Annotated in this window: 10 protein-coding genes and 2 pseudogenes; 2 read left to right on the plus strand and 10 right to left on the minus strand. The window is 73.6% G+C overall.

Annotated features, from left to right (window positions below; all coding sequences use genetic code 11):
• The first annotated feature begins 1 nt into the window (after nt 1).
• Nucleotides 2-595, plus strand: a complete 594-nt coding sequence (locus Vgi01_RS03135) for a GTP-binding protein (protein WP_013731523.1) — start codon at nt 2-4, stop codon at nt 593-595.
• Between the two features lie 300 nt (nt 596-895).
• On the opposite strand, the gene Vgi01_RS31595 is transcribed toward Vgi01_RS03135, so the two are convergent.
• Both Vgi01_RS31595 and Vgi01_RS03145 read right to left on the minus strand, forming a co-directional pair.
• Nucleotides 896-3253, minus strand: a complete 2358-nt coding sequence (locus Vgi01_RS31595) for a transposase (RefSeq protein WP_102658868.1) — start codon at nt 3251-3253, stop codon at nt 896-898.
• A 41-nt stretch (nt 3254-3294) separates the two neighbouring features.
• Nucleotides 3295-4110 (minus strand): annotated as a pseudogene (locus tag Vgi01_RS03145) (SatS C-terminal domain-containing protein); the annotation flags it as partial.
• Between the two features lie 267 nt (nt 4111-4377).
• On the opposite strand from Vgi01_RS03145, the gene Vgi01_RS03150 reads away from it, so the two are divergent.
• Nucleotides 4378-4719 (plus strand): PadR family transcriptional regulator, encoded by a 342-nt coding sequence (locus Vgi01_RS03150; RefSeq protein ID WP_102658870.1) that lies wholly within the window; start codon nt 4378-4380, stop codon nt 4717-4719.
• A gap of 39 nt (nt 4720-4758) precedes the next feature.
• Here the strand turns inward: Vgi01_RS03150 and Vgi01_RS03155 are convergent, their stop codons facing one another.
• The 8 genes and pseudogenes from Vgi01_RS03155 to Vgi01_RS03190 all read right to left on the minus strand — a co-directional run.
• Nucleotides 4759-5445, minus strand: coding sequence for a permease prefix domain 1-containing protein (locus tag Vgi01_RS03155; RefSeq protein WP_102658871.1), 687 nt, complete (start codon nt 5443-5445; stop codon nt 4759-4761).
• 55 nt (nt 5446-5500) lie between these two features.
• Nucleotides 5501-7492, minus strand: coding sequence for a thiol reductant ABC exporter subunit CydC (cydC, locus tag Vgi01_RS03160; protein WP_308441762.1), 1992 nt, complete (start codon nt 7490-7492; stop codon nt 5501-5503).
• Nucleotides 7489-9159, minus strand: coding sequence for a thiol reductant ABC exporter subunit CydD (cydD, locus tag Vgi01_RS03165; RefSeq protein ID WP_102658872.1), 1671 nt, complete (start codon nt 9157-9159; stop codon nt 7489-7491). The genes cydC and cydD overlap by 4 nt, the downstream gene beginning before the upstream one ends.
• A complete protein-coding gene (locus tag Vgi01_RS03170; protein WP_102658873.1) occupies nt 9156-10163 on the minus strand; it encodes a cytochrome d ubiquinol oxidase subunit II in 1008 nt (335 codons plus the stop codon). Before Vgi01_RS03170 ends, cydD begins: the two co-directional genes overlap by 4 nt.
• 8 nt (nt 10164-10171) lie before the next feature.
• Entirely contained in the window at nt 10172-11428 is a 1257-nt protein-coding gene (locus Vgi01_RS03175; protein ID WP_102658874.1) for a cytochrome ubiquinol oxidase subunit I, read from the minus strand.
• Nucleotides 11429-11640: 212 nt separating this feature from the next.
• Nucleotides 11641-12546: a M56 family metallopeptidase gene (locus Vgi01_RS03180; protein ID WP_102658875.1), complete on the minus strand. Its 906-nt coding sequence runs from the start codon at nt 12544-12546 to the stop codon at nt 11641-11643.
• Between the two features lie 145 nt (nt 12547-12691).
• A pseudogene (locus Vgi01_RS03185) lies at nt 12692-13177 on the minus strand (BlaI/MecI/CopY family transcriptional regulator); the annotation flags it as partial.
• Nucleotides 13161-13399 (minus strand): hypothetical protein (locus Vgi01_RS03190; protein ID WP_204290076.1); only part of this gene is annotated, 239 nt, incomplete at its 5' end. The pseudogene Vgi01_RS03185 and the gene Vgi01_RS03190, both read right to left, overlap by 17 nt.

Here is a 13399-nt window from a genome sequence, read left to right on the forward strand (position 1 = left end):
CATGTCGCACCGGCCGCCGGCCCCGAGCGGGCGCGTGACGTCGGCGAAGATCGTGATCGCCGGCGGATTCGGCGTCGGCAAGACGACGCTCGTCGGCTCGGTCTCGGAGATCACGCCGCTGACCACCGAGGCCATCATGACTTCCGCCGGGGTGGGTGTCGACGACACCCGGCAGGTGCCGGGAAAGACGACCACCACGGTCGCCATGGACTTCGGCCGCATCTCGATCGACCGCGACCTGATCCTGTACCTGTTCGGTACGCCGGGTCAGACCCGCTTCTGGTTCATGTGGGATGAACTGGTCCGGGGCGCGATCGGCGCGGTCGTGCTGGTGGACACCCGCCGGCTGGCCGACTGTTTCGCGGCGATCGACTTCTTCGAGCACCGGCGGCTGCCGTACCTGGTGGCCATCAACTGCTTCGACGGCATGCAGTACCACGACCCGCAGGACGTCCGGGAGGCCCTCGCGATCTCCAACGACGTGCCGGTGGTGGCCTGCGACGCCCGGAACCGGGAGTCGACGAAGCACGTGCTGATCTCGCTTGTCGAGTATGTGCTCACCATGCGTCGCTCGCGGGCTGTCGCCCCGGCCTGAGCGCCGCCGCAGCGCCCGGTGACGGTCTGACGTCGACACCGGGCGCTGGTTGCTGTCCGTATGCCGGTTCGCGTAGGCATCCGAGTGCGGCCGCCGAGTGCGCGTGTGGCGGTTCGGGGCGTCCCTACCCGACCCCGAGTCGGCATCCACACCGGATGGAGCGGCTACGGCCGTCTGACGGCGTGCCCGAGGCCTTCGGGTGAGTCCGGCCAGGACGTACCGTGTGGACGCCGCAAGGCATCCACACGGCGTCACGTGGTCGGGTGGTGCACCGGAAGCGACAGGCCGACCCGGCCGGTCTCAGGAACGGTAGCCGGCGGAGCGGTACTCGTACTCCCGGTCGTCGTCACGGTCACCGGTGTCCCGGCTGAAGTCCCAGCCGCCGGCCGCCTCGCGACCCGGGCGGCCACCGACGGCGAACCCGCCGATCTCCTGGCCGCGACGCCAGCCGCGGAAGTAGCCGGTGGTGTTCTCGGCCAGGCTGGCCGCGTCGCGCACGATCCGCAGTGGACGCTCCTCGCGCAGCGGTGAGCCGGGCACGAGGTTGGCCTGCGGTACGCGCTTGGGCAGGCCGGCGTTCGTCTCGGCACCCACGGCGGGGCGGGCGGCCTGCTCGGCAGCCTGCCATCCGGTGTCGGCCGTGCTCGACCAGTCCAGGGCGGCGTCCTCGCCGTGCCCGACGAACCAGGCCGACTTGGCCTGCGCGAAGATCAGCAGGTCACCGTCGCCCTCGTCGGAGATCGGCGACGGCCGGTGCTCGACGGGCGGTGCCGGTCGACGCGGCAGCAGTGGGGGATCCAGCCGCTCGGCGGAATGCCCGCGCTGCTCCTCGTGAGCCCGGTCCACCAGACGCAGTGGAGGGTTCTCCAGGTGCGACTCCGGCCCGTTGCGCAGCGCCCGGTCGGCCAGCGGCGGAGGCTCGACGAGCCGCAGCACCGGAGGCTCCGGGGGCAGGTCGTCGGCGAGCCACGGCGGGGTCACCCGGCGCTCGGTGGTCAGCTCGGCGGGCACCTCGGGACCGGGGGCGGGGCCTGCACCCCGGCTGCGGTCGTCGTACGAGCCGACGACGGGGTTGCGGGCCGAACTGTCGGCGGGATTCTCCGGGTTGTTGACAAGCGGCCAGTTGGCACGCGAGCCCGGGGCGGCCGGTTCCTGCCCGGGGCGGGGCGTCGGCACCGGAACGCTGAGGTCGGTGGCGCTGAAGCCGCCCGTCGGCGTCGGCGTCGGCGGCGCACCGTTGGTCTTCGGCCGGGGCGGGATGATGGTGCGCTGCCGTTCCGCGCGGGCACTGTTGATCGCTGCGGTGGTCAGCGTCGGCCGGAACGGCTCACCGGCCTCGGCCGGTGGGATCGCACCACGCGGTGCCGGCGCGATCGGGGTGATCCCGGGCGGCGGCGGTGGCGTGGAGATCGGCCGGTTCGTCGGCCCGTCGATCCGAGATCCGGCGGAGTCGGGATGCGACGGCGGTGCCGACACGGGCGGTCCGGCGACCGCAGCCGGCGCGATCGGGGCAGGTGCGACCGGCGGCGGGGCGATCGGGGCCGGCGCCACCGGCGGCGGATTCGTCGGGCGGGGTGCCGGCGGTGCGGTGTTGCCCGAAACGGGCTCGGGGCGGGCGCGGCGTCCGGCGGACGGTTCCGGGCCGGCCGGGCGTACGGCCCGCAGGCCGGCAGCGCTGTTGACGGTGGGCAGTTCGCCGACCGGCTCGCCGCGTCGGGCGGCGGCTCGACGGCCGCTGGCCTGGGCCGGGCCGGCCGTACGCGCATGCAGCGCGCCGACGAGTGCGTCGCAACCGGCGTCGCAGGCGCGCACCGAGGCGACGGTCTGCCGGATGGTCTCGGCGGCGGCCGAGGTCAGGGCGCGGTTGACCGTGGACCGTCGAGGCGTCTCGGAGATGGCCACCCGCAGTGCGGTGACCGCCTCGTCGATCGCGTCCGGGTCGCCCACCCCGTCGGCGGTGAGTTGCGCGGCGACGGCGTCGGCGGTGACCGCGGCGTCCCGGCCACGGCCGGCGTCGGTGAGCATGCTCGGCTCGGGCAGCGCATCCAGCACCGCCAGCGGGATCGACTCCGCCGGGTCGGGGAAGGCGCGCAGGGCAGCCGGGTACAGCTCACGCAGCACCTCACGCAGCGCCACCGCGGCGGAGTGCCGGCCGCTGGTCAGCGCTGCGTGCGCGGCGAGTATCTGCTTGTAACCGGCGAGATCCCGGGGCGCCGGCAGGGTCACGGCCGACAGGGCACCGGCCTGAAGGGCGCGAGCCAGGCCGACGGCCCGCCGGACGGCCGGCGGGGACTGCATCTCCTCGACGGAGTCGTCGTCGGCGAACCGTTCGGCGAAGTCGTCGACCGAGTCGTCGTCCGCGATCGCCAAGGGGCGGCCGGCAGCGCTGAGCAGTGAGGTGACGGTGTGGTCGTCGGTGTCGGCGGCGATCGCCGCTCCGCTCGGCCCGCCCGAGCGGTCCACGAGCAACGTGACCAGTCGGGCATAGCCCACCGGGTCGTCGTCGACCTCGCAGACATGCAGCAGCCGGCCTGCGTCGTCGACCACAGCGGACGTCAGCGTCGATCCGGCCGAGGCCGGTCGGTCGGCCGGATCCGCCGAGGCCAGACCGCAGTACACGCGCACGAGCGCCACGGCGTCGTCCTCCTCCCGGGACACAGGGCTTAGCTCTGCCAGAGACTGATGCTCCCTGTTGTGGGTCAGTCGCGCCAGTCCACGACCGCAGAGATCTTTCCGACAATGGTCCGCCAACCGAGACTTGCCGTTTGTGCCCCGATTTTCTTCAGCCGCCGACGGCCCAGGAAACCACCGATGCCGCCGTTGACCGAGGCCCGCAGCGCCTCGTCCAGGTCGTCGAGGCTGGAGCCGGCGGAGAGCATGTCGAGCACGGCCGGCAGACGCAGCGCGTACGACAGGTCCCGGGCGACCTCACCGGCCTCGATGAGCAGCGTCGGGTCCCAGGTGTCGTGCCCGCCGCGCAGGTTCTCCACGACCAGGTCGAGCTCGTAGATGTCCTCGTCGAGCGGCGCAATGTCGGCCGGCTCCACCCGTTCGGACAATTCATTCCAACTGTCCAGCTGAGACAGATCGTTCGGAGCGCCGGAGCGGACGAAACTCACGAGCGCCTCGGGGGTCTTGAACAGCAGCAGCCGCCCCCGGTGGGTCAGGAAGATCGGCACCTCCTCGTCGCCGGCCTCCTCGGCCGCCTTCTCGTCGGTGTCGTCCTTGTCACCCTTGGCGTCGGTGTCGCCGTCCTTGGACCGCTTCTCCTCGTCGTCGCTCTCGGCGAACTCCCGGGCGATCTCCTCGTCCAGGATGACGACGTCGCCGTCCTCGTCGTCCTCGGCCTCGACGACCTGGCGACGGGCCAGGAACGGATCGTCGGCGTCGCGCTCGGCCACGTCGGTCGGGGTCAGCTCGCTGGCCGGGCGGTACGCCCGCAGCGTGTAGCCGGTGCCGGCGGGCAGGGCGATCTCCACCGGGTCGATCCGCAGCTCTTCCCAGAGCGCGCGGGACGCGCCGGGATCCGCGTCGGCGACGGCCTCCGACTCGTCGGTGGCGTCCGGCTCGGTGGGGCCGGTCGTGTCATCGAGCTCGGGCTCGTCGGCGTCCGGCCGTTGAGGCGACTGGCGGGCCACGGTGACCTCCGTGTGCGTCGGGCTGCCCACCCGCCGGCGTGGTGCCGGCGAGTGACTCTGGGCACATACCCTAGTTGGCTGCGCTGGGTGACCGGTGCCCGCCCCGGTGGCGGGGCCGTGGTTCGACAAGTAGCGTTTCTACGCATGAACGCCCAGGCGCTGCACGGCCACCTCGACTCCCTGCTGCTCGCCGTGCTGGAACGGGGCGCCCTGCACGGCTACGCCATCATCGAGGCGCTGCGCGCCCGCAGCGACGGGCGGCTCGATCTGCCCACCGGCACCGTCTACCCGGCGTTGCGTCGACTGGAGCGGGCCGGGCACGTGGCAAGCGTCTGGAGCACCGTCAACGGTCGAGAGCGGCGGACGTACGAGTTGACCGACGCCGGCCGACGCACGCTTGCCGAGCAGCGAGCGGGGTGGCGCGAGTTCACCGCGACCGTCGGGCGCGTCCTGGACGCCAACCCGCCCGCGGCGGCATCAGGCTGATTACTGCGGGTGACCTCGTGGTGTGGGGACGACGCACCACTACCGGGTGGTCATCGGCCGGGCGGCGAGCAGCCAGGTGTGCGCGGCCCGGCCCAGCCAGAGATGCGCCGCCCCCGCGACCAGCATCCCGACGATCATCGGTGGCCAGGTGAGCGCCGCGTCCCACAACGCGATCGACCAGCCGAAGAGCCCCACCCCGGCCACCGCCCCCAGCACGGCCGTGCCGGTCAGCAGGATGCCCACGGCGTGCGCCGCGACGGTGAACCCGGGCCGGGACGACCGCCCGGTCATCGCCACCAGCACCAGAGCGGCCGCGCCGAACAGGAACGCCGCTGTCCAGATCACGTCGACCGACCGGGACAGCAGCAGGTAGCCGGTCGGCGGCGGCGGACCCGCACTCCAACTCGACCCGTGCCAGGTCAGATCACCGGCGATCGCGGCGACCCCGGCGAAGGCGACGATCCACAGCGCCAACCGGCGCAGCGCAGCCACCGCCAGTTCGGCCTGGTACGCGGGCGCAAGCTGCGCGGGCGTACCGAACTCGGCCACCGCCCGTCGGGCCGCCTCGTCGCCCGGCAGACCACCGTCCCGGTACGCCTCGACGGCGTCCAGCAGGCCGTGCCGGGCCTCGGTCAGCAGGTCCGCGCGTAGCCGGCGTGGCCCGTGCAGCCGGGCGGCCAACTGCCGCAGGTGCTCCTCGACCAACACGTCATCACCGACCGGCATGCCCCCATGCTGCCAGCCGGACCGCCGTCCCGCCGTCCGGGAAATCCCTGAGAGGTCAGCCGGAAACCGCCAGGTAGCCGTGCTCGGCGGCCTGTTGCAACGTCCACTGGTCCCGGTACCAGCCCGGGGTCGCGATCAGCTCCGCGTGCCGGCCGCGCTGGATGATCCGTCCCGCGTCCAGCACCACGATCTCGTCCAGCCCGGCGAGACCACTGAGCCGATGGGAGATCAGCAACACCGAGCGCCCGGCGGGTACGGCGGCCAGGGCACCGGCGAGCACCTCGTCCGCGGCGACCGGGTCGAGGCCCTCGGTCGGCTCGTCGAGCACCAGCACGGCGGGGGCGGCGAGCAGCGCCCGGGCCAGTGCGAGACGCTGCCGCTGACCGCCGGAGAGCTGTGCACCCTCCTCACCGACGACGGTGTCCCAGCCGTCCGGCTGGTCCCGTACCCAGTCGGCCAGACCGGCCGCCTCGGCCGCGGCGAAGAGCGCCAGCTCGTCGGCGCCGGGCCGGCCCAGCAGCAGGTTCTCCCGGACCGTGGCGTGGAAGACGTACGCCTCGGCGAGCAGCCCGCCAACCACCGCCGGCAAATCCTCGGGCGGGTACGTGCCGAGGTCCCGCCCGTCGAGGGTGACTCGGCCGCCGTCCGGGCGTACCGCACCGGTCAGCACCGCGGCGAGAGTGCTCTTGCCCGCGCCGCTCGGACCGACCACCGCCACCCGTCGTCCTGCGGGCAGGTCGAGGTCGAAGGTGTCCAGGGCGGCGGGCGCGCCGCTGCGATACCGCACGGTCACCTGGTCGAAGCGCAGGTCAGGAGTGCCGCCCCGGTCGCCGGACGGGGTCGTGAGGGCCGCCGGAGCTGGTTCGGGCGGAGTGCGCTCCTCGACTCCCGTCCGGCCACCGTCGGTGATTGCCGGACCGGCGTCCGTCTTCGGTGCGTCGGTGCTGGTTGCCGGCGTGCCGGGGGCCTGTTCGGCGGTGTCGGTGATGAGCGGCGCGACCCGGGCCAGGCCGGCGCGGAGCGCGGTCCACTGCCGGGCGGCACCGACCAGGGCCAGGGCGATCTCCACGGCGGACAGGGTGCCGACCGCCAGCACGCCGACGAGTACCCCGCCCACCCCGGCGCGGAGCGCGACGAAGACCACGGCACCGGCGGTCAGCCCGGCCACCAGCACCCCGGCGGCGTCCACGGCGAAGCCGCGCACGGCGAGCCGGCGTTCCAACCGGGCCAGCCGGCGGGCGCGGCGTTGCGCCGCATCGAGGGCGGCGCCTGTCGCACCGAAGGCGGCGAGGTCGGCGGCGCCGTGGGTCAGATCGACCGCGTCGGCGGCGAGCGCACCGCGCAGCGGTGCCACCTCGGCGGCGGCCCGCCGGGTCAACGCGGTGGCCAGCGCCGGCAGCGCCACCCCGGCCACCAGCAGCCCACCGGCGAGCACCAGCGCGGCCGACGGCGAGACCAGCGCGGTCAACCCGACCGCCAGCACGCTCACCAGACCGGCCGCCGCGCCCGGCACGACGACCCGCAACAGCAGGTCCTGCACCGCCTCCACGTCGGAGACCAGCCGGCTCAGCGCGTCGCCGGTGCGCGGTGGCGCGCCGCGCCGGGCGGCCAGGGTGGCGAAGACCCGGGTCCGGACATCGGTGACCAGACGCAGCACCGCGTCATGGCCGGCGAGCCGCTCGGTGTAGCGCAACACGCCCCGGCTGACGGCCAGGGCCCGTACCGCGACGATCGCCACGGTGAGCCGGTCCAGCGGAGGCTGGCCGGCAGCCGCCATCAACAGCCAGGTCGCCGTGGCCATCAGGGCAAGCGCCGCGAACTCGGTGACCGCCGCGAGCAGGCCGGCACTGATCAGCCGATTCAGGTACGGCCGGGCCAGCCGCAGCACCACCAGCTCCGGCGCTCCGCCGGCCGGTCGGGGACCAGCCTGGGCCGAGCCGCTCTCCGAGCCGGCCTGGCTGGAGCCGGCTCGGGCGGAACCGGCTTGGGCGGCCTGGGCGGAACCGGCCTGGGCAGAGCCCGCCTGTGCGGGTCGTTCTTCGCTCATCGGCCCTCCCCGGTCGGCTGCGGGGTCAGTTCGGTCACCCGGCCGTCGTCGACCCGCAGGATGCGATCGGCGTCGGCGAGCAGGGCGGGCCGGTGCGCGACAAGCAGGGCGGTACGGCCCGCCACCAGGCGGTGGGTGGCCGTCAGCACCGCGGCCTCGGCGGCGGCGTCGAGGCGGGCGGTGGGCTCGTCGAGCAGGACCACGGGGGTGTCCCGCAGGAACGCCCGGGCCAGCGCGACCCGCTGCCGCTGCCCGCTGGACAGGCCGTGCCCGCGCTCGCCGAGCAGGGTGTCCAGGCCGTCGGGCAGGGCGGCGATCACGTCGTCGAGGGCGGCGTCGGTGACCGCCTTGTCCACAGCGCTCGCGGAGGCCTCAGGGACGCCGAGGCGGATGTTGTCGGCAAGCGAGGCGGCGAACAGGTGGGCGCGCTGCGGCACCCAGGCCACCTGTCGACGCCAGCCGTCGAGGTCGGCCTCGGCGAGGTCGACCCCACCCACTGTGACCCGGCCGCGGGTCGGCGTGACGAAGCCGAGCAGCAGGCCGAGCAGGGTGCTCTTGCCGGCACCGCTGGGCCCGATGATCGCGACTCGCTCGCCCGGTCGGATGGTCAGCGAGACGTCCCGCAGTGCCACGGTGCGCTGGTAGGCGACGGTGACCGACTCGAACCTGATCTCACCGAGCCCGTCCGGCAGCGCCCCGGTGCGGGTCGTCGGAGCCGGCGCGGCACCGGTCAGGGTGAAGGCCTCGTCCAGCGCGGTGAGCCCTTCCATGCTGGCGTGGAACCGGCTGCCGGCCGCCCGCAGCGGCAGGTACGCCTCCGGGGTGAGCAGCAGCACCAGCAGCGCGACCTGGAGGGTCAGCCCGCCGCCGAGCAGCCGGATGCCCACCGGCACCGCGACGAGCGCCACGGACAGGGTGGCGACCAGTTCGAGCACCAGGGCGGAGAGGAAGGCGATCCGCAGGGTCTTCATGGTGGCGACCCGGTGGCCGTCGGCCATTCGGCGTACCGCGTCGGTCTGGGCCTTTGCCCGGCCGAAGGCGCGCAGGGTCGGCAACCCGGCCACCATGTCCAGGAAGTGCCCGCCGAGCCGGGACAGCCGACGCCACTGGCGTTCGGTGGCGGCCTGGGCCTGCCAGCCGAGCAGGGCCCCGAAGATCGGAATGAGCGGCAGGGTCAACGCGATGATCAGCGCCGAACTCCAGTCGGCGAAGACGATCCGGCCGAGCACGGCGACCGGCACGGTGACGCTGAGCACCAGCTGCGGGAGGTAACCGGTGAAGTAGGCGTCCAGGGCGTCCAGCCCGCGACCGGCGAGAGTGGCCAGTTGACCGGCCCGCTGGCCGGCGACCCAGCCGGGCCCGTGCCGGGCGACCGCGCCGAGCAGGTCGGCCCGCAGCGCCGCCTTGACCGTGGCGGCCAGTCGGGCCGACACCGTGCCCTGCGCCCAGACCAGCAGCGAGCGGGCCGCCACGGCGGCGACGAAGCCGGCCAGGGCGGGGCGGTTCAGTTCACCTGTGAACGCGGAGGCCAGCAGGGTGGCCAGGGCGGTGGCCTGCGCCACGACCAACCCGGCGGCGAGTACCCCGAGGAACGCAAGCAGGGCGAGGTCACCCCGGGCGGCGGGAACCTGGCGCAGCAGACGCGGGTCGAAGGGCCGGCGGTTCACCAGTACACCAGCGCCCTACCCTCGGTTCGTCCTCGGAAAATCCACAAGCACATCGCCTGAAAGCCTAGTAGTGCCGGCAGCAACGGTACTGCGAGCCAGCCCAACAGGCGCAGGGTCGGGGCGCTGGCTGCGGCCTCCGTCACGGTCAGTGACGCTGCGGGGTCGACGGTCGAGACCAGTGCGTACGGCCAGAGGGTCGCCCCGACCAGCAGCACCGGAAGGGCCAGCGCGGTGGCGGTGGCGGCGAAGGCGACGCCCTCCCGTCGCCGGCCCAGCGCCGTCCGCGCCACCAGCAGCGCCGCGACCAGCCCCACCGCCAGCAGTACGCCGACCGCCGGTCGCTGCGCGGCGACGCGTACCCGGTCGGAGAACAGGCCCACGACGGCGGCCGTGCCGACCGCGCCGGCCGCGGTGAGGACCAGCCGGCGGGCCAGCGGCCGGAGCCGGTCGGCCTCGGTGACCGGCAGCCGCAGCGTGAGGAAGGTCGCTCCGTGCGCTGCGACAAGCGCGACAAGCGCCAGCGCGGCAGCGGCGGCGAACGGGGTGAACAGGTGCGTCACGCCGACGACATGACCGTCCGGATGCCGCGGTACGCCCTGGAGCAGCCCGGCGAGCACCACACCCCAGCCGAGCGCTGCCAGCAGGCTGCCCACCACGATCACCCGGTCCCACGCGGTCCGCGCCCACCCGCTGGCCGGCCGGCTGCGCAACTGCACCCCGGCGGTGACCAGGATCACCCCGGCCAGTGCACCCAGCACCGCCGGATAGCTGCCGGCCAGCAGCTCCCCCTCCAGGACGGGGAAGGCGCCGAACAGGATGCCGACGGCCGCGACCAGCCACACCTCGTTGCCGAGGAAGAACGGTCCGACGGCGTTCAGGGCCGCCCGCCGCCGCGCCGGATCGGTGCGCCGGGCCAGCAGCAGGCCGACGCCGTAGTCGAAGCCACCGAGGACCAGGTAGCCGGCGAAGAAGAGGCCGAGCAGGGCGTACCAGGCGAGTTCCATCAGGCTCCTCAGACGAAGGCGGGCTCGGTGCGGCTGTCGTCGGCCGGCGGTTGCGTCGGCGGTCGACCGAGGGCCGGATCCGCCGCGCCGGCGGCGGCGTGCCGGGCCAGCAGCACCCAGTTGGTCACGGCGAGGCCGCCGAGCAGCAGGGTGAAACCGATCAACGAGGTGGCCATCAGCCACGGGTCGATCGGGGAGATCGCCTGGTCCACCCGCAGCAGTCCGTACGCCACCCAGGGCTGGCGGCCCACCTCGCGGGCGATCCAGCCGAGGATCACGGCCACGAACGGCAGCGGCAGGGCGATCATGAGCAGCCAGAGCGGGAAGCGGAGCCGGATGATCCAGTCCCGCCAGAGCAGCGGGAGGATCAGCCAGAGCAGACCGAGGCCGAAGCCGATGAGGATCATGAAGCCGAGGCCGGCGTTGGCCAGCACGGGCGGCAGGTAGTCCCCGGGGCCGAACCGGGCGGTCCAGTCGGCGATCAGCGCTTCGGCGTCCGGGCTGGTGCCGCCGAACTTGGTCGGCTGGATCGCGCCGACCGAGCCGAACTGGGCGAAGCCGAAGCTCTGGACGAGGCCGATCGCCAGGGTGGCGGTGACCACCCCGATCCGCAGCGAGGTACGGAACAGGCCGAAGTCGGCGGTGCCGCGGGTCAGGTGCCAGGCGCTGACCGCGGCCATCAGCATTCCGCCGGTGAGCAGCGCCGCCGACACGACATGCCCGAACGCCATCCACAACGCCGGGTTGGTCAGCAGGGCGGAGAAGTCGGTCAGATGGGCGACCCCGTCGCGCACCTCGTAGCCGACCGGGTTCTGCAGCCAGGAGTTCGCCACCAGAATCCAGAAAGCCGAGGCGTACGCGGTGAGCGCCACCCCGTACAGCAACGCCAGGTGTACGCCCCGACGCAGCCGGTGCCAACCGAAGATCCACATGCCGAGGAAGGTCGACTCCAGGAAGAAGGCGACAAGAGTCTCGATCGCCAGCGGGGCACCGAAGACGTTGCCGACGTAGCGCGACAGTCCGCTCCAGTTCAGCCCGAACTGGAACTCCATCACGATGCCGGTGGCGATGCCGAGCACGTAATTGATCACGTACAGCTGGCCCCAGAACCGGGTGAGCCGCTCGAAGCGTGGGTTGCCGGTGATCAACCAGGCGGTCTGCAACCCCACCAGCAGGGTGACCAGGCCGAGCGTGACCGCCACGAAGAGGAAGTGGACCGAGGCGGTCGCGGCGAACTGGAGCCGGGCGAGAAGCAGGGTGTCCATGACTCTCCTGGGTCGACGCAGTACCTCAGAGAGCCTACGGGTAGCGAATCTACATATGGGCGCGTGCGAGGGCGTAGCCGTCAGGATCAGGGTTAGTTCAGGGTGCCCGGCGGGCGATGGTTTCCCGGCTGGTCCGGATGGCCCGCGTCCTGGTCTGGCTCGGCCCGTTCCTGGTCGGCCTTGACCTGTGTCTGGTCGGGCTCGGCCAGCGTTCAGCTCAGGAAGAGGCCGATCGGCAGGTAGGCGGCGCTGCTGGTCACCGCCAGCGCGGCGGCGCCGAGCAACCGGGGCGGGCGGCCGGCAATCAGCAGCCGCTGCATGCGTACGTCCAGGTCCCGATGCCCGAGACCGAGCGTGCCGGCCGGGCTGATCCGGTCACCGGCGGCGGCGAACCGGCGCAACGCACCGGCCAGCGGCGCGTCCGCGTGCAGCTCCCGGGCCTTGTCGTCGGCGCGCATCTCGACAAGCAGCCCGACCCGTTCGTGCGCCTGACGCACCCAGCGCAGCCAGGGCAACGCCCGACACAACGCGGTGAACGGCAGCAGCACCAGGTCGTGCCGCTCCTGGGCGTGCGCCCGTTCGTGAGCGAGCACCGCCTCCAGTTCGGCCGGGTCGAGCAGATCGAGCGCGCCGGCACTGACCACCACCCGGGGCCGTACGCCGGGCAGGCAGTACGCGGCCGCGCTCGGGTGGTCGAGCACCAGTGCCCCGGGCACCGCGGGATCCCGCCGCGCCACCAGGGTCAGCAACTCCCGGTGCCGGCGCTGGGCGCGTACCGTGCCGTGGACGCTGCGTACCGTCGTGGTGAGCAGCACCGCGCCGATGCCCAGGCCGATGCCGACCAGCCCCAGGTGAACCACGCCCAGACCAGCGGGCAGAGTGCTGTGCCACAGATCCCTGCCGAGCGCGAGCAGGGCACTGCCGGTACCCATCTCGTACGGTGCCAGCCCGAGCGCTATCGGCATGCCCATCGCGGACAGGCCGGCCCCCAGACCGATCGCCTGCCAGCACAGGATCGCCACGCCCGGGCTCCGCCACGTCCAGGTGGAACGGGCCAGGACCTGCGCGAGCAGCCAACAGGCAAGCATCGCGCCAGTGAAATGCAGGGCGTACGCCACGGTCTCGCCCCTACCGTTCCGCAGTCTCGCCCGCCCGGTCCGGGCGGCCCGCCCGGTCCGGGCGGCCCGCCCGGTCCAGGGGGCTTGCCCGGTCTGCTGGCGGTGCCTCGATCCGATCGGTCAGACTGCCCAGCACCTCGGCATCCGCGCCTCCCGCGCCTCCCGCGCCTGTCGTGCCCGCGGTGCCTGCGGTGCCTGCGGTGCTTTTCGTGTCTTCCGTGACTCCCGCGACTCCGGTGGCTTCTGTGCCTTTAATGACCGGCGTCGACGTGGCCTCCGCTGCGAGGGCGGCGCGCAACACGTCCGCCTCGGTGCCGGTGACCGATCGGGCGAACCGGACCAGCGCCGCATCCCGGCTGCCACCGAGGTCGAGTGCGTCGAGCATGAGCTGGGCGATGTGTGCCTCCCGGCTGGCCGCCGCGCGATAACGCCAGGCTCGGCCCTCCCGCTCGCGCTGCACCATGCCCTTGCCGGCGAGGCGATCGAGCACCGTCATCACCGTCGTGTACGCCAACTCGCGCCCGGCCAGCGCGTCGGCCACCTCGCGCACCGTGACCCCGTCCGACCTGGCGGGCACCGTGTCCCACAACACGTCCATCACCGCACGCTCAAGATCACCCAGCCGAGTCACCCCCCAATCCTACCCCCCGTAGTAGACCCCCGCCCGCCCCAACCTCGCCCGCCCCGACCGCGCCCGCCCCGACCGCGCCCGCCCCGACCGCGCCCGCCCCGACCGCGCTGGCCCCGACCGCGCTGGCCCCGACCGCGCTGGCCCCGACCGCGCTGGCCCCGACCGCGCTGGCCCCGACCGCGCTGGCCCCGACCTCGCTGGCCCCGACCGCGCTGGCCCCGA

It is taken from the genome of Micromonospora gifhornensis (assembly GCF_016863515.1).
Lineage (GTDB): Bacteria > Actinomycetota > Actinomycetes > Mycobacteriales > Micromonosporaceae > Micromonospora > Micromonospora gifhornensis.

Bases quoted from the DNA above. Each gene is read 5' to 3' on its own strand.
- Vgi01_RS03175 (WP_102658874.1), bottom strand. From the start codon at position 11,428: ATGGACACCCTGCTTCTCGCCCGGCTCCAGTTCGCCGCGACCGCCTCG.
- Vgi01_RS03135 (WP_013731523.1), top strand. From the start codon at position 2: ATGTCGCACCGGCCGCCGGCCCCGAGCGGGCGCGTGACGTCGGCGAAG.
- Vgi01_RS03150 (WP_102658870.1), top strand. From the start codon at position 4,378: ATGAACGCCCAGGCGCTGCACGGCCACCTCGACTCCCTGCTGCTCGCC.
- cydC (WP_308441762.1), bottom strand. From the start codon at position 7,492: ATGAGCGAAGAACGACCCGCACAGGCGGGCTCTGCCCAGGCCGGTTCC.
- Vgi01_RS03155 (WP_102658871.1), bottom strand. From the start codon at position 5,445: ATGCCGGTCGGTGATGACGTGTTGGTCGAGGAGCACCTGCGGCAGTTG.
- Vgi01_RS03170 (WP_102658873.1), bottom strand. From the start codon at position 10,163: ATGGAACTCGCCTGGTACGCCCTGCTCGGCCTCTTCTTCGCCGGCTAC.